This window comes from Pseudomonas allokribbensis, from assembly GCF_014863605.1.
Taxonomy (GTDB): Bacteria; Pseudomonadota; Gammaproteobacteria; order Pseudomonadales; family Pseudomonadaceae; genus Aquipseudomonas; species Aquipseudomonas allokribbensis.
The window spans coordinates 1,051,652-1,071,905 of record NZ_CP062252.1 but is presented as its reverse complement, the minus strand read 5'-3'; the positions used below and the strand labels follow the sequence as shown (position 1 = coordinate 1,071,905).

General features: G+C 57.7%; 24 protein-coding genes. 13 read left to right on the top strand and 11 right to left on the bottom strand.

Translation table 11 applies throughout. The annotated features are described in order from the left end of the window. Positions 1–154 precede the first annotated feature (154 nt). The gene (locus tag IF199_RS04750) at positions 155–2,350 is read left to right on the top strand and encodes an S-type pyocin domain-containing protein (protein ID WP_192559804.1); all 2,196 of its coding nucleotides are present in this window, start codon (positions 155–157) and stop codon (positions 2,348–2,350) included. Further along, entirely contained in the window at positions 2,334–2,597 is a 264-nt protein-coding gene (locus IF199_RS04745; RefSeq protein WP_041475141.1) for a bacteriocin immunity protein, read from the top strand. The genes IF199_RS04750 and IF199_RS04745 overlap by 17 nt, the downstream gene beginning before the upstream one ends. A gap of 48 nt (positions 2,598–2,645) precedes the next feature. Here the strand turns inward: IF199_RS04745 and IF199_RS04740 are convergent, their stop codons facing one another. The 5 genes from IF199_RS04740 to IF199_RS04720 form a co-directional block, all read right to left on the bottom strand. Beyond that, positions 2,646–3,557 (bottom strand): SDR family oxidoreductase, encoded by a 912-nt coding sequence (locus tag IF199_RS04740; RefSeq protein WP_102619459.1) that lies wholly within the window; start codon positions 3,555–3,557, stop codon positions 2,646–2,648. Between the two features lie 152 nt (positions 3,558–3,709). After that, entirely contained in the window at positions 3,710–4,612 is a 903-nt protein-coding gene (locus IF199_RS04735; protein ID WP_102619458.1) for an alpha/beta fold hydrolase, read from the bottom strand. Continuing rightward, complete coding sequence (locus tag IF199_RS04730; protein WP_192559803.1) at positions 4,612–5,394, bottom strand: class II aldolase/adducin family protein; 783 nt, start codon at positions 5,392–5,394, stop codon at positions 4,612–4,614. Before IF199_RS04730 ends, IF199_RS04735 begins: the two co-directional genes overlap by 1 nt. Positions 5,395–5,525: 131 nt before the next feature. Further along, positions 5,526–6,212, bottom strand: coding sequence for an LrgB family protein (locus IF199_RS04725; RefSeq protein WP_192559802.1), 687 nt, complete (start codon positions 6,210–6,212; stop codon positions 5,526–5,528). Further along, positions 6,202–6,588, bottom strand: coding sequence for a CidA/LrgA family protein (locus IF199_RS04720; protein WP_192559801.1), 387 nt, complete (start codon positions 6,586–6,588; stop codon positions 6,202–6,204). The genes IF199_RS04725 and IF199_RS04720 overlap by 11 nt, the downstream gene beginning before the upstream one ends. Positions 6,589–6,683: 95 nt before the next feature. On the opposite strand from IF199_RS04720, the gene IF199_RS04715 reads away from it, so the two are divergent. Further along, a complete protein-coding gene (locus IF199_RS04715) occupies positions 6,684–7,571 on the top strand; it encodes a LysR family transcriptional regulator (RefSeq protein ID WP_192559800.1) in 888 nt (295 codons plus the stop codon). Here the strand turns inward: IF199_RS04715 and IF199_RS04710 are convergent. Beyond that, the gene (locus IF199_RS04710) at positions 7,561–8,016 is read right to left on the bottom strand and encodes a flavodoxin (RefSeq protein WP_192559799.1); all 456 of its coding nucleotides are present in this window, start codon (positions 8,014–8,016) and stop codon (positions 7,561–7,563) included. The two genes, IF199_RS04715 and IF199_RS04710, sit on opposite strands and share 11 nt — an antisense overlap. 153 nt (positions 8,017–8,169) lie before the next feature. Here IF199_RS04710 and IF199_RS04705 point away from each other — a divergent pair, with 153 nt between their 5' ends. Further along, positions 8,170–8,646: a PAS domain-containing protein gene (locus IF199_RS04705; RefSeq protein ID WP_192559798.1), complete on the top strand. Its 477-nt coding sequence runs from the start codon at positions 8,170–8,172 to the stop codon at positions 8,644–8,646. A gap of 54 nt (positions 8,647–8,700) precedes the next feature. After that, entirely contained in the window at positions 8,701–9,306 is a 606-nt protein-coding gene (locus IF199_RS04700; protein ID WP_192559797.1) for a hypothetical protein, read from the top strand. A 3-nt stretch (positions 9,307–9,309) separates the two neighbouring features. Here IF199_RS04700 and IF199_RS04695 read toward each other — a convergent pair whose 3' ends face one another. Then, positions 9,310–10,269, bottom strand: a complete 960-nt coding sequence (locus tag IF199_RS04695; protein WP_096819327.1) for a MerR family transcriptional regulator — start codon at positions 10,267–10,269, stop codon at positions 9,310–9,312. Positions 10,270–10,482: 213 nt separating this feature from the next. On the opposite strand from IF199_RS04695, the gene IF199_RS04690 reads away from it, so the two are divergent. The 6 genes from IF199_RS04690 (at position 10,483) to IF199_RS04665 (ending at position 13,470) form a co-directional block, all read left to right on the top strand. Then, positions 10,483–11,052, top strand: a complete 570-nt coding sequence (locus IF199_RS04690; RefSeq protein ID WP_102619453.1) for an antibiotic biosynthesis monooxygenase — start codon at positions 10,483–10,485, stop codon at positions 11,050–11,052. A gap of 56 nt (positions 11,053–11,108) precedes the next feature. Further along, the gene (gene folM / locus IF199_RS04685; protein ID WP_102619452.1) at positions 11,109–11,819 is read left to right on the top strand and encodes a dihydromonapterin reductase; all 711 of its coding nucleotides are present in this window, start codon (positions 11,109–11,111) and stop codon (positions 11,817–11,819) included. Between the two features lie 22 nt (positions 11,820–11,841). Beyond that, a complete protein-coding gene (gene folE / locus IF199_RS04680; protein WP_096819040.1) occupies positions 11,842–12,402 on the top strand; it encodes a GTP cyclohydrolase I FolE in 561 nt (186 codons plus the stop codon). Further along, entirely contained in the window at positions 12,403–12,774 is a 372-nt protein-coding gene (gene folX, locus IF199_RS04675) for a dihydroneopterin triphosphate 2'-epimerase (RefSeq protein WP_096819038.1), read from the top strand. A gap of 68 nt (positions 12,775–12,842) precedes the next feature. After that, positions 12,843–13,139, top strand: coding sequence for a DUF1244 domain-containing protein (locus IF199_RS04670; RefSeq protein WP_102619451.1), 297 nt, complete (start codon positions 12,843–12,845; stop codon positions 13,137–13,139). After that, on the top strand, positions 13,132–13,470 hold the full coding sequence (locus IF199_RS04665; protein ID WP_192559796.1) for a HopJ type III effector protein: 339 nt from the start codon (positions 13,132–13,134) through the stop codon (positions 13,468–13,470). Before IF199_RS04670 ends, IF199_RS04665 begins: the two co-directional genes overlap by 8 nt. 63 nt (positions 13,471–13,533) lie before the next feature. Here IF199_RS04665 and trxB read toward each other — a convergent pair whose 3' ends face one another. After that, positions 13,534–14,496 carry a thioredoxin-disulfide reductase gene (trxB, locus tag IF199_RS04660; protein ID WP_085711762.1) on the bottom strand — a complete coding sequence of 321 codons (963 nt, stop codon included), beginning with the start codon at positions 14,494–14,496 and terminating at the stop codon, positions 13,534–13,536. Positions 14,497–14,808: 312 nt separating this feature from the next. On the opposite strand from trxB, the gene cysZ reads away from it, so the two are divergent. Then, positions 14,809–15,555 (top strand): sulfate transporter CysZ, encoded by a 747-nt coding sequence (gene cysZ / locus IF199_RS04655; protein WP_192559795.1) that lies wholly within the window; start codon positions 14,809–14,811, stop codon positions 15,553–15,555. Between the two features lie 172 nt (positions 15,556–15,727). Here cysZ and IF199_RS04650 read toward each other — a convergent pair whose 3' ends face one another. Together IF199_RS04650 and IF199_RS04645 are read right to left on the bottom strand one after the other, a co-directional pair. Beyond that, the gene (locus IF199_RS04650) at positions 15,728–16,543 is read right to left on the bottom strand and encodes a hypothetical protein (RefSeq protein WP_192559794.1); all 816 of its coding nucleotides are present in this window, start codon (positions 16,541–16,543) and stop codon (positions 15,728–15,730) included. Beyond that, entirely contained in the window at positions 16,536–17,690 is a 1,155-nt protein-coding gene (locus IF199_RS04645) for an AAA family ATPase (RefSeq protein ID WP_192559793.1), read from the bottom strand. The genes IF199_RS04650 and IF199_RS04645 overlap by 8 nt, the downstream gene beginning before the upstream one ends. Positions 17,691–17,810: 120 nt before the next feature. Between IF199_RS04645 and IF199_RS04640 the strand changes: the two genes are divergently transcribed. Continuing rightward, positions 17,811–19,031, top strand: a complete 1,221-nt coding sequence (locus tag IF199_RS04640; protein ID WP_192559792.1) for a glycosyltransferase family 4 protein — start codon at positions 17,811–17,813, stop codon at positions 19,029–19,031. Here IF199_RS04640 and IF199_RS04635 read toward each other — a convergent pair. Then, the gene (locus IF199_RS04635) at positions 19,000–20,103 is read right to left on the bottom strand and encodes an NADH:flavin oxidoreductase (protein WP_192559791.1); all 1,104 of its coding nucleotides are present in this window, start codon (positions 20,101–20,103) and stop codon (positions 19,000–19,002) included. The genes IF199_RS04640 and IF199_RS04635 overlap by 32 nt on opposite strands. Between the last annotated feature and the right edge of the window lie 151 nt (positions 20,104–20,254).

Below are 20,254 nucleotides of genomic sequence, written 5' to 3'. Positions count from 1 at the left end.
AACTTCTATTCGTTATTTATCACCGAATTTTCTGCCGCTCTCTTCTGTAACTGCCTACAGGACTCTCGGACCCGCGCCCGAGGTTTCACCTGTAACTTCTAATGGCAGAACAACTCATCATTTTTAAACAGCGCACATTCAAAAGGATATGAATATGCAAAGGCCTCCAGCATGGGAGCTGACCGAACCTGTCCACACGACAGCACCAGCGCCTCCCGGCTACAACCCGTTACCGGCAACGACATTCGATATCAGCAGCAGCGGCGCCTTTCAAAGGCCGCCTGCTTTTGCGGGCAACGTACATATCGTGAAAGGCACCGCTCAAGTTCTGGATCAGGAGTTTCAGGCCAGAGCCAGTCAACTTGCACAAACCCTCGAACATGAACTTGCCGCCGCCAGACTTGAAGTTTCAACTCACCCTCTGCCGCCCGCCGAGGCAATCATTCGCGAGCTCGGTGTTCGCAATACGCTGATGGCGCGCAAGACGGCCGAGTTTCATCGCCAGACCGCCTTGGGCAACACGTTTTATGGCAGCGATCCCCTGAACCGGCCGTTGAACGATTTCACCGCTCGGGCGCGAACGATGGAGCGCCCTCTCAAGCCTGATGGCATTGCCTTTCAGACCTGGTCGTTCTCATACCGGGCCGCTCACGAAGCGAGGCTGTTGTCGCAATCGTTGCAGATGCTCAACCAGCAACAAGTCAATGTGCTCAACTGGCTGGCGACCGTTCAGGCCAACGATCAAGCACGAATCGCTGCAGAGCAACAAGCGCAGAGAGCTGCTGCCGAACTGGCGCGGATCAATGAACAAGCTCGACTTGAAGCACTGGCACAAGCTGCACGCGTAGTGGCCGAGCGAGAGCGCGTTGCCGCCGAACAACACCGTCAGCAAGCACTCGCAGAGGCGGCACGGCAGCAAAAGGAACAAGAGGAAATCCAGGCTCGTGAAGAGGCGCGCCTTGCAGCGCTGGCTGAAGCACAACGGCTCGCCGCTGAGCAGGCGCAAATCGCCGCCGACGCTGCCGCGCAACAGGTTGCTGCCGAGCAGGCACGTCTGCAAGCGCAAGCCGATGCTCAGCGCCGCAATGAAGAGCGGCGGCTGCTGGCTGAAAAAACACGGCAGGAAAAACAGCAGAAAGCGCTGCGAAAGGCACAGAAAAGACGCCGTAAAAAAGCGCGCAAGAACGCCAGGGAACAAGCCCGACGGCAAGCAGAAAACGCCCTGAGCGGACAATCTCCCGTCTTTGCCAATGCCGGATCGATGGCCGCATTCGGCCCGACCTTTACCGGGCCGCTCGGTGTTTTTGGCAACAACCCGGCAACCACGCTGGCACTCAGAACGTCGCTGCGAACGGCGGTGTCCCTGGCGCTGGCGGCCATCTCCACAGCGGCTGCACCAGTGATCGTCGGATTCGCCGCTTTGCTCGCTCCTTCGGAACTTGGGAACGGCGACCTGTTTGCTGCAAGTGTCCCGCTATCAGAACTTGCGCCTGATTTGGACACCGACCTGTACGAACTGGCGACGACCGGCGGTGAAGTCGATCTGCCGGTCAGGCTTGGCTCCAGAACGTCAGGTAACAGAGTCGAAGTTGTCGTCGTCAGCACCGATGGCGTGACAGTCCCCAGCAAAGTGCCGGTGGTACTCGCACGCTTTGACGTACAGAAAAACACTTACATTTCCACTGCTAATGCAAGCGACTCCAAAGGCCCTGTCGTCACTTGGACGCCGTTGGTAAAACCGCTGAATCCTTCGACAGATTTGCCAGTCGCCGACACAGACTTGCCGAACTACGAAGGCGCCGATGTCACGCCTGACAGCGGACGGATCGATCCATTTCCTCAGCTTGATCAGTACGGGTTTGATGGATGGGTTACGGTTTTCCCGATCGACTCTGGAATACCGCCGATTTTCACGATGTTTCGGGATCGGCGGCAGGATCCCGGTATCGCCAGTGGGATAGGGCAAACGGTTTCAGGCAATTGGTTGGGAACAGCTGCGACGCAGCAAGGTGCGCCGATTCCGACGCAAATTGCGGATAAGCTCAGAGGTAGGGAGTTTTCGAGTTTCAGGGCATTTCGCAAGGCGTTTTGGAAGGCGGTAGGGAATGATCAAGCGTTGTTTGAACAATTCACCCCTTTCAGTAAATTTGACATAAAAAAGGGCCTCTCACCAACAGCTCCCAGGTCAGAACAAGTGGGTGGAAAAACAAAACTGGATATACATCATGTCGTACCTATCGCTGAAGGTGGTTCGGTTTACGATCTAGACAATCTTCGTGTATTAACTCCAAAACGACACATTGAAACCCATTCCGAAATGAGAAAACAAAAAAATGAAATTCAAGAATAAATTTGAGGAATATACGGAAGCCGAATATGTAGCACTTATTAATCGGCTGGTCGAAGGTGATTACTCATCAGAAAAAGAGCATGACGCTATCGTCGACAACATTGTAAAAACCTCGGAGCACCCAAATGGAACGGACGTTCTTTACTACCCGGAAGAGGGTACGGACGACAGTCCGGCAGGAGTTTTAGAAACCATCAAGGCTTGGCGCGCTGCCAACGGAAAACCCGGATTTAAAAACGAAGAATAGAAAGCAAACAACGAGCAGGCAACTCATGCCTGCTCGTCTCTCTATGTATTACAACGAATACTTCTGCAAATTCGCCATCATTTCCTTCAGCGCCTCGATATTGTCCTTCGGATGCGCCGCCCCTTCGAAATCACAGATCTGCTGCCAGTGCGCCGCCACCTCTTCCGGTGAGAACCCCACGCGCGGATCGAAACCGGCGCCCAGGCTGCGCTCCCAGCGCACCTTGCCCATCCAGCCGCCGCCGACTTCGAACAGGCCCGAGGTTTCCTGGCATTGCTCGCTGGCCAGGTACACCACCAGCGGGCTGACCAGTTCCGGTTTGAGCTGTTCGAACACTTGCGGCGGAATCAGGCCTTCGGTCATGCGCGTGCCGCCGGTGGGGGCGATGGCGTTGACCAGGATGTTGTTCTTGCGACCTTCGATGGCCAGCGTACGGGTCAGGCCGTAAAGACCGAGTTTGGCCATGCCGTAGTTGGACTGGCCGAAATTGCCGTAAATGCCCGAGGTCGACGCGGTGAAGATCACCCGGCCGTAGTTCTGCTCGCGCAGGTGCGGCCATGCGGCGCGGGTCACCTTGTAGGCGCCTTCGACGTGGACGCGATAGACCAGATCCCAGTCGGCGTCCTCCATCTTGTGGAAGGTCTTGTCGCGCAGGATCCCGGCGTTGTTGACCACCACATCGACGCGGCCGAACACGTCCAGGGCGTTCTGCACCAGTTTGTCGCCGTCGGTGACGGAATCATGGTTGGCCTCGGCGATGCCGCCGGCCTCGCGGATTTCCGCCACCACGCGGTCGGCGGCCGAGGCGTTGGCGCCTTCGCCCTGGGTCGAGCCGCCGAGGTCGTTGACCAGCACTTTGGCGCCCTGTTTGGCGAACAGCAAAGCATGTGCGCGTCCCAGGCCACCGCCGGCTCCGGTGACGATCACGACTTTATCTTCGAAACGCACAGACTCATTCATCGAGGCAACTCCAGCAGGCCTGAGGGACAGTGTCCCTGAGTGTCAGGCACAGAGCGTGCGGTCACAACGAACACGGCTGAGGCTGAATGGTGCGCGATAAGGCTGGGGGATGATGAAACCGTGCAGAGGCGCAAAGCGCCTCCGCCCTGCGATCAGGAACACGCCACCTTGCGCGGCGGCAACACGAAGTGATCGCGAAATTCGAGGTAGTGCTTGAGCACCTGCACCGGCGCTTCGCTTTGCGGGTAATGACCGATGCCCGGCAACAGCACGGTGTCCGCGTCGGGAATCAGCTCGCGATAACGCTCGACCATGTGTGCACCGGAGATCGGATCGACTTCGCCATCGATCACCCGCAACGGCACCTCGCCGCGCTGCATCGCCGCGACCCAACGATCACGCTGCACCCGGCGTTCGGGGATGTAGGTGATCAGTTTGTGCATGATTCGCGGCCCGCGATTGCACTCGATCAGGCTCCAGAAATCATCCATCTCACTTTCACTGGGCCGGGTGTCCGGGCCGAAGATCTGATGGAAACTCTTCACCAGCGCATCGCGGGTAAATGCGCGGCCAATCATCCAGCCCAACGGGCTGAGCAACAGTTTTTGCGTCAGCAACGGCCGATGGGTTTCCGGAAACAGACCACCGTTGAGGAACACGCAACTGGCGACCTCGATCAGGTCATCGTAATGCCGGGCCAGCAGTTCCTGGGCAACGCTGTCGCCATAGTCGTGAGCCAGAATGTGCACTGGTTGCTCGACCTGCAGATGCGCCAGCAAGGCCTGTTGCAGATCGGCCTGCTCCAGCAGGCTGTAGGTGTGATTCAGCGGTTTGGCCGAGTCGCCGAAACCGAGCATGTCGCAGGCAATCACCCGGTAGCGCTGGGACAGCGGCTGCCACAGGTAATGCCAATCCCAACTGGCCGTCGGAAAACCATGGATCAGCAGCAGCGGTTCGCCCTGCCCGGCCGTCCAGTAGCGGATCGGCTGGCCACGGAAGACAAACGTCTGGCTGCGTTTGCGCCAGGCACTCAGAGGAATCTCGGCGAGAGGCATTACAGTTTATACCCCGGGTCTTGTTTATCGAGTTTGCGCAGCAGTGCCGGCCAGGCCAGTGCGCCACCCATGCCTTGAGCACTTTTGGTGACGCCAGCGATCATCGCCTTGGCGCCTGCCAGAATCTGCGGTTCGATGGCGATCAGTTCGGCACCGCCGGTCTGCGCCATCACCTGGATGTCACAGGCACGCTGAAAGGTGAACATCATCAGGAACGTGTCGGCGATGGTGCCGCCGCAGGTCAGCAAGCCGTGGTTGTGCAGCATCAGGAAATTGTTTTCGCCGAGGTCAGCCTGCAACCGGGCCTTCTCTTCGTGATTGAGCGCCACGCCTTCATAAGCATGAAAGGCCAGGCTCGACAGCACGAACAACGATTGCTGACTGATCGGCAACACGCCCTGTTTCTGCGCCGACACCGCAACGCCGGAAGCGGTGTGGGTATGCAGCACGCAGGCCACGTCATGCCGCACTTCGTGGACGGCACTGTGAATGGTGTAACCGGCGGGGTTGATCTCGTAAGGGCTGTCCATGAGTTTGTTGCCGGCCTGGTCGACCTTCACCAGACTGGACGCAGTGATCTCATGGAACATCAGGCCGAACGGGTTGATCAGGAAGTCTTCGGTGCCCGGCACCTTGGCCGAGATGTGGGTGAAGATCAGATCGTCCCAGCCATGCAGGGCGACCAGTCGATAACAGGCGGCGAGATCGATCCGGGTCTGCCACTCCGCGGCACTGACCTGATCTTTGACATTCAAGGAAGAAGGGACGGGGGCTACGCTCACTGTATGCACCTCTGTTTTTGTTTTTTTCGGCAGGTGTCAGCAGTCTAGTCAGCCCCGGAGGATCGCGTAGTTGCATTGGCAGCCAGCTTGATGACTGAACGAGTCAGCCACGCCAGCCGCTTGGATCCATGTCAAAGCAACGACGCCAACAAAGGCGCGGCGAACAGATTGAGCAGCCCGGTGAGCACCATGACCAGCCCCGCCACCGAACCTTCTTCGCCCCCCACTTCATGGGCGCGACTGACGCCCGCACCATGAGCGCCAACGCCAAACAGGGCGCCGCGCGCCAGGGCACTGCGCAGCGGCAGCCACTTGAGCAGCACCCCGCCCAGCATCGCACCGAACACCCCGGTGAACATCACGAACACCGCCGTCAGTTCGGGCACACCACCCAGATCCTGCGCCAGCGGCATGGCAAACGGCGTGGTGATCGAGCGCGGCACCAGTGACAGCGTTACCGAACTGTCCAGCGCCAAGGCCCTGGCCAGGCCAAACGAAGTCGCAATCGACGCCGTACTGCCAGCGAGCATGCCCAGCAGCAACGCCGACCAGTGACGCACCAGCAGACGCCGCTGTTGCCAGATCGGCACCGCAAACGCGACGGTGACCGGGCCGAGCACCAGCATCAGCCAATGGGTGTTGCTGGAGTATTCGGCGTAGGCGGTATGCAGCGGCACGGCGAGGGCCAGCAATAATGCGGGGACCAGGATCAGTGGCGACAGCACGTAGCGACCGGTCCGGCGATACAGCCAGCGACTGAACAAGTAGGCCAGCAGCGTGAATGCCAGCCAGAACATCGGCATCAGTTCAAGCTTCATGGGACCGCCTCAGGCGCACGGCCAGCTCCACGGTGAACGCGGTCACCAGCATTACCATCAGCGTGCTGGCGGCGATCACCAACAGAATTCGCCAGCCGTCATCTCGCAGCAATGCGCCGTAATCCAGCAGGCTCATCAAGGCCGGAATGAAGAACAGCAGCATCTCGGCCATCAGCAGTCCCGCGCCCATTTGCAGCGCCGCCGGCTTGACCCAGCCGAACGCAAAAGCCAACAGCAGCAACGCCATGCCGATCACGCCGCCGGGGATCGGCCATGCCAGCCACGAGGCCAACTGGCAGCCGAGCAGATAGAGACCGAGCAGCACAGCCAGTTCGGCCAGCAGGCGAGAGAGATATTTGAGTGTCGAGACGTTCATGGTTGGGCTCCTTTCAGGTGCCTATTTTACGAACCGGACTGCCATCCCCGAAGCGAATTGTTAGACTCAAAGCCATTCCAATCTGGAATCAGGCCATGGAATTCAAACAGCTCAAAAGCTTCGTCGAAGTCATGCATCAGGGCGGTTTCACTCAGGCGGCAAAAACCCTGCACATCAGTCAGTCCGCCGTGAGCAAGCAGATCGCTCAGCTCGAACAGAGCCTGGGCACGCCGCTGCTCGAACGACTGGGCTCGCAGCTACGCCTGACCGCCGCCGGCAGCGTGGTGTTACAACGGGCTGAAGGCATGCTGCGCCTGCGCAATGAATTGCTCAGTGAACTGGATGACCTCAGCCAACTGGCGCGCGGCGAGTTGCGTCTCGGTTTGCCCTTGCTGGGCAGCGATGCACTGTTTGCCGGGCTGTTCGCCGAGTACCGGCGGCGTTACCCGAACATCAGCGTGCAGTTGCTCGAAGGTGGCAGCCGCAATATCGAACAGGCGGTATTGAGCGGTGAACTGGAACTGGGCGGCAGTCTGCGGCCGAAAGACCCACAGTTCGACTTCCAGCCCTTCTGCGATGAACCGCTCGATGCGCTGCTGCCGGTGGATCACCCGCTGGCGACGAAAGGTGAAATCGGTCTGGAGGAACTGGCCGAGACGCCGTTCCTTTTGTATCAGCGCAGTTTCGTGCTCAACGATCGTTTGCTTCAGGCGTGCCAGCAGATGGGCTTCACCCCGAAAGAAGGTGGCCGTAGCGGCCAGGCGGATTTCCTCGCGGCGCTGGTGGCCGCCGGGCAAGGCGTGGTGCTGCTGCCGAGCGTGGTGGCACGCGGTCTGGTGCGGCCAGGCGTGGTTCGCCTGACCTTGAACGCACCGGATTACCTGCGCTGGGACATCGCCTTCATCTGGCGCCGGGGCGCGTATCTGTCGAAGGCTGCACAAGCCTGGCTCGCGCTGTTGCGCGAACGCGGGATCAGCCCTTGAGCGTGGCGATCAACTGCTCCAGCCAAGGCTCGGCGTCGGTTTCCGGGGTGACGCTCTCGCTGGCGTCGATGCGCAGCATGTCCTGCACTTCACGCACGCCGAGTTCGCCGAACAGCTCACGCATCTGCTCGCCGCCGCCGCAGAAAGTGTCGCCGTAACTGGCGTCGCCCAATCCGATCACCGCGCCAGGCAAGCCACGCCAGGCCGCCGGCAGCTGATCGCGGAGGGTCGAGTACAAGGGTTGCAGGTTGTCCGGCAACTCGCCCATGCCCGTGGTCGAGGTCACGGCGAGCAAGGCTTCAGGGCCAAAGGCCTGGAGGTCGGCGAGGCTGGCACGCGAATTGTAGAAGGTTTCAAAACCGGCGGCTTTCAACAGGCTCTGGGCGTGGCGAGCGACTTCTTCGGCTGTGCCGTACACCGAGCCGGAGAGGATGGCGACTTTCATCAATCTGATCCTGAAACTGAAAAAAAGAGCGGCGATAGTAACAGCCGGCGGCGCAATGTTGCGATTGGCTCTCGATAAGCGCTGATGGCCAGTAGACAGCGCCGATTGATCTTCTAGAATGCCTGCCACCGACACCCTTGAAAGGATTCAAAGATGATCAATGCCAGCCTGCTGCAGATGGTGATCAACGCGTCGAACGATGGAATCGTGGTGGCCGAACGGGAAGGTAAAGAGGACAACATCCTGATTTACGTGAACCCGGCTTTCGAACACCTGACGGGTTACACCAGTGAAGAGATCCTGTATCAGGATTGCCGTTTTCTGCAGGCCGGAGACCGGGATCAGGACAACCTGCCCCTCATTCGAGAGACCCTGCGCAATAACGGCTCGTGCCGCGAAATCCTGCGTAACTATCGCAAGGACGGCACACCGTTCTGGAACGAGCTGTCGCTGTCGACGGTAAAAAACGCTGACGATGGACAGACTTACTTCGTCGGCGTGCAAAAGGACGTGACCGTTCAGGTCAAGGCGCAGCAGCGAGTGGCGCAGCTGGAAGCCCAGGTCGCGGCACTCGAGGCAGAGCTGGCGGCCATCAAAGCGACGAACGGCGCAAACAAAACAGCGAACTAAGTGTCATTAACTACAATCACCAATGACTTTGTAATTATTTATTTCGAGCTAGCCATGCAACGCGACGCCCTCCTGACCCAGGACGAGCTGGATTTCATCCAGACCATGCAACACAACCCGCAGCTCAATGTGCGGGATGCGACGTCGAGCCTGTTGGTCAATGGTGGTTCGCAAATCCGTGATCTGCTCACGCGCCTGGCGGCCCATGAGCAAGTCACCATCCAGGCCAACTTCGAAAACCAGCAGATGACCTTTCCGCTGCATCTGGTGGAAGACGAATTCCACGCCCTGCATTTGCGCCTGGGTGTGCCAAGCATTTATGAAGACGGGCCGATGGTGCGCCCATGGCGTCTGGCCCTTGAAGAACCGGTAGCGCTGGAGAATGCCAAGGGCCAACCGGGCATGCTGTGGGTTCACGAGGTTTCGCACAAAGGCGTGTTGCTGGAAGTGCGCAACAAGACCAAGCCACCGAAGCATTTCGCCCTGTGGTTCAGCCCTTCAGGCTATGAGCGGATTTCCCTGCGCGGCACCTTCGAACGGGAAACCGAAAGTGGTTTCTACGCCTACGACTTGAGCCAGAGCGACGCCGACGAGACCGAGCGCCTGCGCCAGTTCATCCTTCAGCAACATCGCCTGACTCACCCTGCCCTGCACACCTGAGTCTCAGGTATCCAGCGTCCCCGCGAGAAACTGGTTCAGGCGCTGGCGCATGGTCGAACCTTCATTGCCCAGACAGCCCACCGATGAACCGGCCAGGCTGTCCTGTGCCAGATCCGACGCATCACCCGCCAGCATCAACTGACAATCCAGGCTCAGGGCCAGGCGGTTCAGACGCCGGGGCAATTCAGTAGTCGGGGCGTGATTGGAAAACAGCACCAGCGCCTGCGGTTTGATTTTTTCGCAAACCAGCGTCAGCTCATCGAACGGCTGGCCGGTGGTCAACACACGAACGCCCGTGTCATTGCCACTGAGAAACAGCGCCGCCACCAGCAATTCGAGTTCGCGGCACTGCCCCGCCAGGGCGCTGACAATCACCTTGCGAGGATGCGAGCCACGCAACACGACAATGCGCTGCAGCACCCGCGCCCTCAGGAAACCATCAAGGAACAGCCACTCGCTGGTTTGCCCGAAGGAATCCTGACGCTGCAACAAGCGCAGCCACAGCGGCATGAGGATGTCCTGGAACACCACAGGCAGCGTGTAGGAAGAGAAAATCTGCCCGTAGACCCGATCCAGTTCCTGGTCATCGAATGAACTGACCGCGCGCTGGACCTGATCCTGCCATTGCAGATAGTCGGCCTGCACCATGTCATTGGGAATGATGTGTGCCAGCGCCTTCATCGGCTCGGTCTTGGCCAGGATCCTGCCGACCTTGCTCACCGAGACACCACGATCAATCCAGTCGACGATGCTGCGAACGCGCTCGATATCGGTCATCGAATACAGCCGGTGCCCGCTTTCGGTGCGTGTCGGCTGGATCAAACCATAACGTCGCTCCCATGCGCGCAGCGTGACCGGGTTCACTCCGGTCAGACGCGCCACTTCACGTATGGGGAAAAGCTCCTCGCGCTCTAGCGCAACAGATGCCTGCGAAGCAGGGCGAACGTCTGTAATGACAGGCATGTGTGCGGGCACGTCCTTGTTGGCGTAGTTGGATCCCATTCTACTCCGGATGCCCCTCGTCGGTTCAAGCGATGAAACGGGACGAAACTCTCTGGTTTCGTCACAATAATCAGGAATAATCCTTGCTTGTCGAAAAGCGCAGCCCTCTACCCCGGCGCTGCGTCAGGCGAAGTTCCTACCCGGAACGACGCAAACGTAATACGGAGATACACGATGTCTACTTCCCCCGTCACGCTGATGGTCGCGCGTCGCGTCGCCGATGGCCGCTATCAGGACCTGATCGCCTGGCTGCGCGAAGGCGAACAACTGGCCACCGACTTTCCCGGCTACCTGGGTTCCGGCGTATTGGCTCCGCCTCCCGGCGACGATGAGTTCCAGATCATTTTCCGCTTTGTCGACGAACAGACCCTGCACGCCTGGGAGCACTCGGCCTCGCGCACCGCGTGGCTGGCCCGTGGCAGTGATCTGTTTGCCCACCCGACCGAACATCGGGTCAGCGGCATCGAAGGCTGGTTCGGTGCAGCCGGCGTGCGTCCTCCGCGCTGGAAACAGGCCGTGGCCATCTGGCTGGCGTTTTTCCCGGTTTCCCTGCTGTTCAACTTCGTGCTCGGTCCGCTGCTCGGTGAAATGAGCCTGTTGCCCCGCGTGTTCATCAGCACACTGTGCCTGACGCCGTTGATGGTCTATTTCTTCATTCCACTGTCGACACGCCTGCTGGCCGGCTGGCTCAACAGTTCCCCACCCCGTCCACTGCCTGGCGCGGCGTCCACGCAAAATCGCTGAAACCATCGCTCGCGTCGCTGTTATAGTTTTTGCTCTGACCTCGACGCGAGCCGTTCATGACCTCTTTTGCAGCTCCCATTCTCATCACTGGTGCCGGCCAGCGCGTCGGGCTGCATTGTGCGCAGCGGTTGCTGGAGGACGGTCACCGGGTCATCTTCACTTACCGTAGCGAACGTCCGGGCGTGAAGACGCTGAAGGACCTGGGCGCGATCGGCGTGTTCGCGGACTTTTCCAGTGAAGCTTCCATCCTGGCGTTCATCGCCGAACTGAAAACCCACACCGACAGCCTGCGGGCCATCGTTCACAACGCCTCCGAGTGGCTGGCGGAAAACGGGGACGACGAAGCCGAAGCCTTCACCCGCATGTTCAACATCCACATGCTGGCGCCGTACCTGATCAATCTGCATTGCGCCGATCTGCTGCGACGCTCGAACCCCGCCGATATCATCCACATCAGCGACGACGTCACCCGCAAGGGCAGCAGCAAACACATCGGCTATTGCGCCAGCAAGGCCGGGCTCGACAGTCTCACGCTGTCCTTCGCCGCGCGCTACGCCCCGTCAATCAAGGTCAACGGCATCGCGCCAGCCCTGCTATTGTTCAATCCCGACGACGACGCGGCATACCGCGCCAAGGCGCTGGCCAAGTCCGCGCTGGGCATCGAACCCGGCAGCGAAGTGATCTATCAGAGCCTGCGCTATCTGCTCGACAACCCTTATGTCACCGGCACGACCCTGACCGTCAACGGCGGGCGGCACGTCAAGTAAAACGCCCCCGCGAGGATGCTCCATGACCCGTTCCCTGCCCGAAAACTACCGCGAGATCCTGATCGGCCTCGGTGAAGATCCCGACCGTGAAGGCTTGCTCGACACACCGGTGCGGGCGGCCAAGGCCATGCAGTATCTGTGTCACGGCTATGAACAGAGCGTCGACGAGATCGTCAATGGTGCGCTGTTTGCTTCCGACACCGACGAGATGATCATCGTCGCGGACATCGAGCTCTACTCGTTGTGCGAACATCACCTACTGCCCTTCATCGGCAAGGCCCATGTGGCTTATATTCCGACGGGCAAGGTGCTGGGGCTGTCGAAGATCGCACGGCTGGTGGACATGTTCGCCCGCCGCCTGCAGATCCAGGAAAACCTCACCCGGCAGATCGCCGAGGCGGTCCAGCAAGTCACCGATGCCGCCGGTGTCGCGGTGGTCATCGAAGCCCGGCACATGTGCATGATGATGCGCGGTGTCGAGAAACAGAATTCGACCATGAACACCTCGGTCATGCTCGGCGCCTTCCGCGAGTCGAGCAACACCCGCCAGGAGTTCCTGCAATTGATTGGACGGAGCAAGTAAATGCCACAACTTCAACCGGGAATGGCGCGCATCCGGGTCAAGGATCTGCGCCTGCGCACCTTTATCGGGATCAACGAGGACGAAATCCTCAACAAGCAGGATGTGCTGATCAACCTGACCATCCTGTACGCCGCGCAGGAAGCGGTGCGCGACAACGACATCGACCACGCGCTGAACTACCGCACCATCACCAAGGCGATCATCGCCCACGTGGAAGGCAACCGCTTCGCGCTGCTCGAACGCCTGACCCAGGAATTGCTGGATCTGGTGATGGTCAACGAATCGGTGCTGTACGCCGAGGTCGAAGTCGACAAGCCGCACGCGTTGCGTTTTGCCGAGTCGGTGTCGATCACCCTCGCCGCCAGCCGCTGAGTGTGTCTGGCGCTTCAAGCGTCAGACTTTTATCATCCGCGCCACGATTTGACTGCACAGAGCCCATCATGACCGAGCAACAACGCCTCGAACTCGAAGCCGCCGCCTTCCGCCGGCTGGTCGCCCACCTGGACAGCCGCAAGGATGTGCAGAACATCGACCTGATGAACCTCTCCGGGTTCTGCCGCAATTGCCTGTCCAAGTGGTACAAGGCCGCCGCCGACGAGCGCCAGATCGACGTCAGCCTCGACGATGCCCGCGAAGTGGTTTACGGCATGCCGTACGCCGAGTGGAAAGCCCAATATCAGCAAGAAGCCAGCGCCGAACAACAAGCGGCGTTCGCCAAAGGAAAACCCAATGAGTGATCTGAACACCCTGCGCGCCAGCCTCAAGACCGGCGAACACGTTTTTGCCGACACCCTGGCGTTCGTCGCCGCCGGTTACGACTACCAGCCACAGGCGTTCAACAACGGAGGCGTGGAAAACGCGGCCGGGCAGAATGAAGGTTCGTGCAAGACGCTGGGTCTGGCGCTGCTGGAAGGCTTGAGCGACGAAGAAGCGCTGCTGGCGTTCGGCGAACACTACCGTTCGGTCGTGGCGACACCTGAAGGCAGCGATCACGGCAATATCCGTGCGCTGATCCAGCACGGTCTGGCGGGCGTGAAGTTCGAAGCGCAGCCGCTGACCCGCCGTTGATTCCGAGCGAATCGCGAGCATGAAAAAACCGGCCAATTGGCCGGTTTTTTTGTACCTGCGATCTTAGAACGAAGCGTTCTGCAGATCGTCCAGGTAACGCTCGGTGTCCAGTGCCGCCATGCAGCCGGCGCCGGCCGAGGTGATGGCCTGACGGTAAACGTGGTCGGCCACGTCGCCGGCAGCAAAGATGCCTTCGACGCTGGTCGCAGTGGCGTTGCCTTCACGGCCGCCCTGAACGACCAGGTAGCCGTCTTTCAATTCCAGCTGACCTTCGAACAGCGAGGTGTTCGGGGTGTGGCCGATGGCGATGAACACGCCGTCGACCTTGATTTCGTCGAAGCTGCCGTCGTTGTTCTTCAGACGTGCACCGGTCACGCCCATGTTGTCGCCCAGCACTTCGTCCAGGGTCGCGTTCAGTTTCAGTTCGATCTTGCCTTCGGCCACACGGGCGTTGAGCTTGTCGATCAGGATCTTCTCGGCGCGGAAGGTTTCGCGACGGTGGATCAGGGTGACCTTGCTGGCGATGTTGGCCAGGTACAGGGCTTCTTCGACAGCGGTGTTGCCGCCACCGACCACGGCAACCGGTTTGTTGCGATAGAAGAAACCGTCGCAGGTCGCGCAGGCCGAAACGCCTTTGCCCATGAACGCTTCTTCCGACGGCAGGCCAAGGTAACGAGCGCTGGCGCCGGTGGCGATGATCAGGGCATCGCAGGTGTAGGTGCCGCTGTCGCCAGTCAGGCTGTACGGTTTGGAAGCGAAGTCCACCGCGTTGATGTGATCGAACACGATCTCGGTTTCAAAACGCTCGGCGTGCTCACGCATGCGCTCCATCAGCACCGGGCCGGTCAGACCGTGGACGTCGCCCGGCCAGTTGTCGACTTCGGTGGTGGTGGTCAGTTGACCGCCGGCCTGCATGCCGGTGATCAGCAGCGGCTTGAGGTTGGCACGGGCAGCGTAGACAGCAGCGCTGTAACCGGCAGGGCCGGAACCGAGGATGATCACTCGCGAATGACGGACTTCAGACATGAACCTGTCTCCTGTTGACCGGCCAATACATCAGGCGCGGACGCCGGACTGCCGGCGAGAATAAAAAAGGACTGTGGATAACCTTGGGGAAGGCATGAGCTCGACAGTCCTGTAAAAAGTTGGGTGCAGCGTATCGAGGGGGGCAAGATTAAGGAAATACGGTTTAACAATCCAGCTCATAGGTGGTCTCTATGCCGACACACTGACGAGATGGACGTCTTTGTTACAGTGAATGTCGATCCCTCTGCCGCGCTTTCACAGGCGATGCAAAGTCGGTAAGGTCGGCGCGATTTCCCTTGCTCGGAGCACCTTATGCCCGCCCCTGTTCTCTCCGGCCCGCAATACCTGCGTGAAGGCCTGAAACTGGTCTTGAGCCCTGGCCTGCGCCTTTTTGTGCTGCTGCCGCTGGCCATCAACCTGGTGCTGTTCGTCGGATTGATCTATTTCGCCGGCCACCAGTTCAGCCTGTGGGTCGATACCCTGATGCCGTCGCTCCCCGACTGGCTGAGCTTTCTGAGCTACATCCTGTGGCCGCTGTTCGTGGTGCTGGTGGCATTGATGGTGTTTTTCACCTTCACCATGCTGGCCAACGTGATCGCGGCGCCGTTCAACGGCTTCCTCGCGGAAAAAGTCGAAGTCGTGGTACGCGGCACCGACGATTTCCCGGCCTTCAGTTGGGGCGAACTGATTGCGATGATTCCGCGCACCCTGGCCCGGGAAATGCGCAAGCTCGGCTACTTCCTGCCCCGGGCGATCGGCCTGTTCATCCTCTCGTTCATCCCGGTGGTAAACATCGTCGCCGCACCGCTGTGGCTGCTGTTCGGCGTATGGATGATGGCGATCCAGTACATCGACTACCCGGCGGACAACCACAAACTGGGCTGGAACGAAATGCTCGCCTGGTTGCGGCAGAAGCGCTGGCAGAGCATGAGCTTCGGCGGGATCGTTTACCTGGCGTTGCTGATTCCAGTGGTGAACATCCTGATGATGCCGGCCGCCGTGGCCGGGGCTACGCTGTTCTGGGTGCGCGAACAAGCACCGCAGCAAGCCCCCACTTAAAATCAATTTTCATACGGCCCAGCGTTCTTCCGCGCTCATTGAAAGCGAGCAGGTATCGGCGTCAGGAGTGGAAAGCATACTCCCGACTAATCAGATAAATACTAAAAATAGATTAGCAGGATGCTATTTTTGAATAAAAAACGGGAATAACACTCCTTGATTCCTCGCGCTATCAGGCAGAATGATTGTATCTACCTATCCACGGGGCTTTGCGCAACGCGCCTTTCTTGCACCACCTTCCAATAGTCATTTCCTTGACTTTTCTCATGCCATAGTAGCTCGCAAGCATCATAGGAAAAGAACTGAGAACATATATACGGTTCCGACGAAGCTTTTCTTTCAACTGACCTTCAAACAACTCAGACTCAGAGATTGCAACCGCCGGGAACAGCCCTAGTCCGTGAGCGATAAAATTAGACTTCTCACAATGTCGCCATACAACCTCGTTCCAATGCTCCCTCGTCCATGACTTAACTGACCTAAACTTATCTGAAGAATAGATTGACGAAAAATTCTTGAACTTATTCCCAATCGAGAGAGGAACTGACAAAACTGAAAAACAGTTTATTTTACACTTTTCATCCATACACCTGACAGCCTCTGCCATTGGATAGCTGATAAATAGCTTACCCTCCTCCGTCTCTTCACTGAAAAATTCGAGTAACTCTTTTACTTTATCATCAGAGGCACCGGACGCATGCGGATCATAATCGAAAAACAGATAAGTTTCGGAAAAATCATCGCGCTTGAATTCTTTCAGGCTTTTATTCTCCGGCATATCTTGCAGCAAAGGAAAAAGGTCGATACTTCCCAAGCCAAAACCATCTTCCTTCATTTTTGCGATGAGTTGGTAGATCTCACCACAAAATGCCGTAGTTACTATGCTTTTTCCATTACTACTGAAGTAGTACTCTATAAACTTCCTACTGATCAGCTTTTCCGTCTTTTCACCCTCGAAGACAAACAATATATGCTGAATCTTACTCATTCGAATGACCTTCGACGCTAAACCCACCAGCCTTATATATTTTCTCGAGATTATGGGCCTGCCTTATTTCCTTTGATGTCGAATCAGAGAGCGACACAATTTTTTTATTATTCATTACAAAATAACAATCCGCCCTAAGAAGATCATTAGTCATGATGCTTGTATTATGCGTTGTCAGAATCACTTGGCTATTAACTTTTTTCAGAATCTCCACGACATGAACAGCAAGCTCGTGGTGATAAAAAGCATCGAATTCATCAATACAGGCAAGAGAAATATAATCATCCTTTTTCATGCGCTGCATCCAGAAATAGAACAAACCTAGAGTTTTAGTCCCCGTTGAAGCCACTTCAGAGAACGGAATCAAGGCTTTACCAAATTTGAAAGATATATTCTTGCCATCATTATCTTTCACTTCTTCAAGCTTGCACTCGATCCCATTACTATTTAAAAACTTCTCAAAATCCTTTACATTTCCGCGCTCGGCAATATCACTACAAATTTTTATGCCTGAAGCCTCACTCAGACCGACATATGAATTCCCCTCAAGGGATCTAAAAAAAAGCATGCCTTGCACAAACTTGTAGAATCGTTTGAACACCAACGAAACTCCGCTATCCGGCAGCAGAGAATTTGAAGCAATGTAAGAAACCACTGAAATTTCAGACCCTGAAATATCCTTGAGCAGCCCTAGATCTCTTTTAAGACTTTTTGTACCAGGAAGATCTATCAGCAAACTTCCGCCTTCAGCCCTGTCAACACTTACATACAGCTTACCATTTATAGCTATCGACTCTTTCAATATATTAGAAGAAGACAACTTCTCATAAGAATAAACCAACTCATCCTCATCAAACTTAAAACGATAAGTAAATCTCGCCACCTTCTCCTTACTGCTGGCATTCAAGTAGTTTTTTGCATAGAAATTAAAATTTCTCGTCCTATCCACCAGATGAGTAACAATATCAAATAGCGCAAAACTTAAATTGGTTTTCCCACATCCGTTCTTGCCATAAATTATGCTACTTTTTATAACGCCATTCTTCACTGCCTCCTTATTGAACTCATAACTATTACTTTGAAGCAAATCGAATACAAAATTCTCTTCAAAGCCTTTAAATCCCGAAACCTCAAATCTACATAACATGAAACACATCCTAAGAAATTCAATAAACGTCGAAATTATAGCTTAAATTCTACTTGCCGTAGTTTTTTTACGGCAGATATCATCGTCACAAATCCATCATCCGAACGTCACAACCACGACATGGCCTCAGCCGACACTGAGGCCATGACGACAGCTCTACACATCACTCTGATCAGCGAAACCTTCCCACCGGAAATCAACGGGGTGGCCAATACCCTTGGCCGCTTGTGCGACGGTTTGCGCGCGCGCGGGCATCGGGTGGAACTGGTGCGGCCACGTCAGGGTGACGATCCGCAGCGCAGTGAAGACGATGCGCTGCTGTTGTGCCGAGGCTGGCCGCTGCCGGGTTATCCGGGGTTGCAGTGGGGTCAGTCGTCGATGCACAAGTTGCTGCGCCGCTGGACACGCCAACGCCCGGATGTGTTGTACATCGCCACCGAAGGCCCGCTCGGGTTGTCGGCACTGCGAGCCGCGCGCCGCCTGGGCATCGCCGTGGTCAGCGGCTTCCACACCAATTTCCAGCAGTACACCAACCAGTACGGCCTCGGCCTGCTGACACGATTGCTGACCCACTATCTGCGCTGGTTCCACAATCGGTCGGCGCTGACCCTGGTGCCGAGCGTCAGCCAGCGTCTGGAACTGGAACGACGACATTTCGATCGTCTCGCACTGCTGTCCCGAGGGGTCGACAGTCAGTTGTTCCACCCGACCAAACGCCTGAACGCCCTGCGTGAGCAATGGGGACTGAGCGAGCAGGACATCGCGGTGATTCACGTAGGACGCCTGGCGCCAGAAAAGAATCTCGGCCTGCTCAAGCGCTGCTTCGACAAGCTCGCTAACGCTTATCCACAACGCAACCTGAAACTCATCATCGTCGGTGACGGACCACAACGGGTGGCCCTGGAAAAAGAATTGCCCGAGGCGATTTTCTGCGGCTCACAACGCGGCGAAGCGCTGGCAGCGCACTATGCGTCTGGCGATCTGTTCCTGTTTCCGAGCATGACCGAGACGTTCGGCAACGTCGTGCTGGAGGCGCTGGCTTCGGGTCTTGGCGTGGTGGCCTACGATCAGGCAGCGGCTGCGCAGCATATTCGCCACGGCTACAACGGCGTGCTGGCGATGCCGGGGGATGAAGAGGCGTTTTGCGATGCAGCGCAGTGGCTGCTGGAAGAGGATGAAACCTTGCGTTGCGTCAGATTGAACGCCCGCCAGCATGCCAGTCGCCAAGGCTGGGCGGCCATCATCGAGCAGTTTGAAAACCATTTGCAGGGAGCCTGCCGCGACCTGCGCGACAAGCCCCCCACTGCAATCAAACCAGCGTCATCAACGCCTCACGGCTGAACGGTAGAATGTCTTGCTCGCGGCCTTCGCGCACTTTCTGCGCCCAGTCCGGGTCCACCAGCAGCGCGCGACCTACCGCCACCAGATCGAACTCGTCATTGTTCAGACGCTCCAGCAGTTTTTCCAGACTGGCCGGTTGCGCGACCTTGTCGGTGTTGACCATGAACTGCAGGAACTCGCCATCGAGGCCGACACTGCCGACGGTGATGGTCGGTTTGCCGGTCAGCTTGCGTGTCCAGCCGGCCAGGTTCAGTTCGGAACCGTCGAATTCCGGTTCCCAGAAACGACGCGTCGAGCAGTGGAAAATGTCCACGCCAGCGTCGGACAGAGGCTTGAGGAACTCGCCCAGCGCCTCCGGGGTTTGCACCAGACGTGCGGTGTAGTCCTGCTGCTTCCACTGCGAGAAACGGAAGATGATCGGGAAGCCTTCACCCACGGCAGCGCGCACGGCCTGGATCAGTTCGATGGCGAAACGCGAACGGTTGGCCAGGCTGCCACCGTATTCGTCGGTACGCTGGTTGCTGCCTTCCCAGAAGAACTGGTCGATCAGGTAACCGTGGGCGCCGTGGATTTCCACGCCGTCCATGCCGATGCTCTGGGCATCTTTGGCAGCCTGGGCGAAGGCTGCGATCACGTCCTGGATATCCTGCTTGGTCATGCCGTGCACCACGACCTGACCGTCCTTGAGTTTCTCCGTCGGGCCGTAGCCCGGCACGCTGGCATCCGGCTCGGTGCCGATGCGACGAACGCTACCGACGTGCCACAGTTGCGGGACGATCTTGCCGCCCTCGGCGTGCACCGCGTCGACAACTTTCTTCCAGCCGGCCAGTGCCGCTTCGCCGAAGAACTGCGGCACATTCGGGTAACCGTTGGAGGCCTGGTGGCCGACGGTGGTGCCCTCGGTGATGATCAGGCCGACACCGGCCGCCGCACGACGACGGTAATACTCGATCACTTTGGAATTGGGTATGCCACCCGGAGAGAACGAACGGGTCATCGGCGCCATGACCACGCGGGTCGGCAGTTCGAGGGCACCGAGCTGGAACGGTTTGAACAAGGCTTGAACAGGCATGGGAGGCTCCACGAAAAAGTCATCGACGGGCATGTGATTCATATGACGGCGATAATATGCGGAGTTTCAACCAGCCGAAAGCATTATTGATCTGAATGATTAAGGGTCAAAAGACAGGCAAAAAAAATCGCAGCTCGATGGCTGCGATTTT

Excerpts from the sequence above, each read along its gene's own strand:
- IF199_RS04750 (WP_192559804.1), top strand. The coding sequence starts at position 155 with ATGCAAAGGCCTCCAGCATGGGAGCTGACCGAACCTGTCCACACGACA.
- IF199_RS04745 (WP_041475141.1), top strand. The coding sequence starts at position 2,334 with ATGAAATTCAAGAATAAATTTGAGGAATATACGGAAGCCGAATATGTA.
- IF199_RS04740 (WP_102619459.1), bottom strand. The coding sequence starts at position 3,557 with ATGAATGAGTCTGTGCGTTTCGAAGATAAAGTCGTGATCGTCACCGGA.
- IF199_RS04735 (WP_102619458.1), bottom strand. The coding sequence starts at position 4,612 with ATGCCTCTCGCCGAGATTCCTCTGAGTGCCTGGCGCAAACGCAGCCAG.
- IF199_RS04725 (WP_192559802.1), bottom strand. The coding sequence starts at position 6,212 with ATGAAGCTTGAACTGATGCCGATGTTCTGGCTGGCATTCACGCTGCTG.
- IF199_RS04720 (WP_192559801.1), bottom strand. The coding sequence starts at position 6,588 with ATGAACGTCTCGACACTCAAATATCTCTCTCGCCTGCTGGCCGAACTG.
- IF199_RS04715 (WP_192559800.1), top strand. The coding sequence starts at position 6,684 with ATGGAATTCAAACAGCTCAAAAGCTTCGTCGAAGTCATGCATCAGGGC.
- IF199_RS04710 (WP_192559799.1), bottom strand. The coding sequence starts at position 8,016 with ATGAAAGTCGCCATCCTCTCCGGCTCGGTGTACGGCACAGCCGAAGAA.
- IF199_RS04705 (WP_192559798.1), top strand. The coding sequence starts at position 8,170 with ATGATCAATGCCAGCCTGCTGCAGATGGTGATCAACGCGTCGAACGAT.
- IF199_RS04700 (WP_192559797.1), top strand. The coding sequence starts at position 8,701 with ATGCAACGCGACGCCCTCCTGACCCAGGACGAGCTGGATTTCATCCAG.
- IF199_RS04695 (WP_096819327.1), bottom strand. The coding sequence starts at position 10,269 with ATGCCTGTCATTACAGACGTTCGCCCTGCTTCGCAGGCATCTGTTGCG.
- IF199_RS04690 (WP_102619453.1), top strand. The coding sequence starts at position 10,483 with ATGTCTACTTCCCCCGTCACGCTGATGGTCGCGCGTCGCGTCGCCGAT.
- folM (WP_102619452.1), top strand. The coding sequence starts at position 11,109 with ATGACCTCTTTTGCAGCTCCCATTCTCATCACTGGTGCCGGCCAGCGC.
- folE (WP_096819040.1), top strand. The coding sequence starts at position 11,842 with ATGACCCGTTCCCTGCCCGAAAACTACCGCGAGATCCTGATCGGCCTC.
- folX (WP_096819038.1), top strand. The coding sequence starts at position 12,403 with ATGCCACAACTTCAACCGGGAATGGCGCGCATCCGGGTCAAGGATCTG.
- IF199_RS04670 (WP_102619451.1), top strand. The coding sequence starts at position 12,843 with ATGACCGAGCAACAACGCCTCGAACTCGAAGCCGCCGCCTTCCGCCGG.
- IF199_RS04665 (WP_192559796.1), top strand. The coding sequence starts at position 13,132 with ATGAGTGATCTGAACACCCTGCGCGCCAGCCTCAAGACCGGCGAACAC.
- trxB (WP_085711762.1), bottom strand. The coding sequence starts at position 14,496 with ATGTCTGAAGTCCGTCATTCGCGAGTGATCATCCTCGGTTCCGGCCCT.
- cysZ (WP_192559795.1), top strand. The coding sequence starts at position 14,809 with ATGCCCGCCCCTGTTCTCTCCGGCCCGCAATACCTGCGTGAAGGCCTG.
- IF199_RS04650 (WP_192559794.1), bottom strand. The coding sequence starts at position 16,543 with ATGAGTAAGATTCAGCATATATTGTTTGTCTTCGAGGGTGAAAAGACG.
- IF199_RS04645 (WP_192559793.1), bottom strand. The coding sequence starts at position 17,690 with ATGTTATGTAGATTTGAGGTTTCGGGATTTAAAGGCTTTGAAGAGAAT.
- IF199_RS04640 (WP_192559792.1), top strand. The coding sequence starts at position 17,811 with ATGGCCTCAGCCGACACTGAGGCCATGACGACAGCTCTACACATCACT.
- IF199_RS04635 (WP_192559791.1), bottom strand. The coding sequence starts at position 20,103 with ATGCCTGTTCAAGCCTTGTTCAAACCGTTCCAGCTCGGTGCCCTCGAA.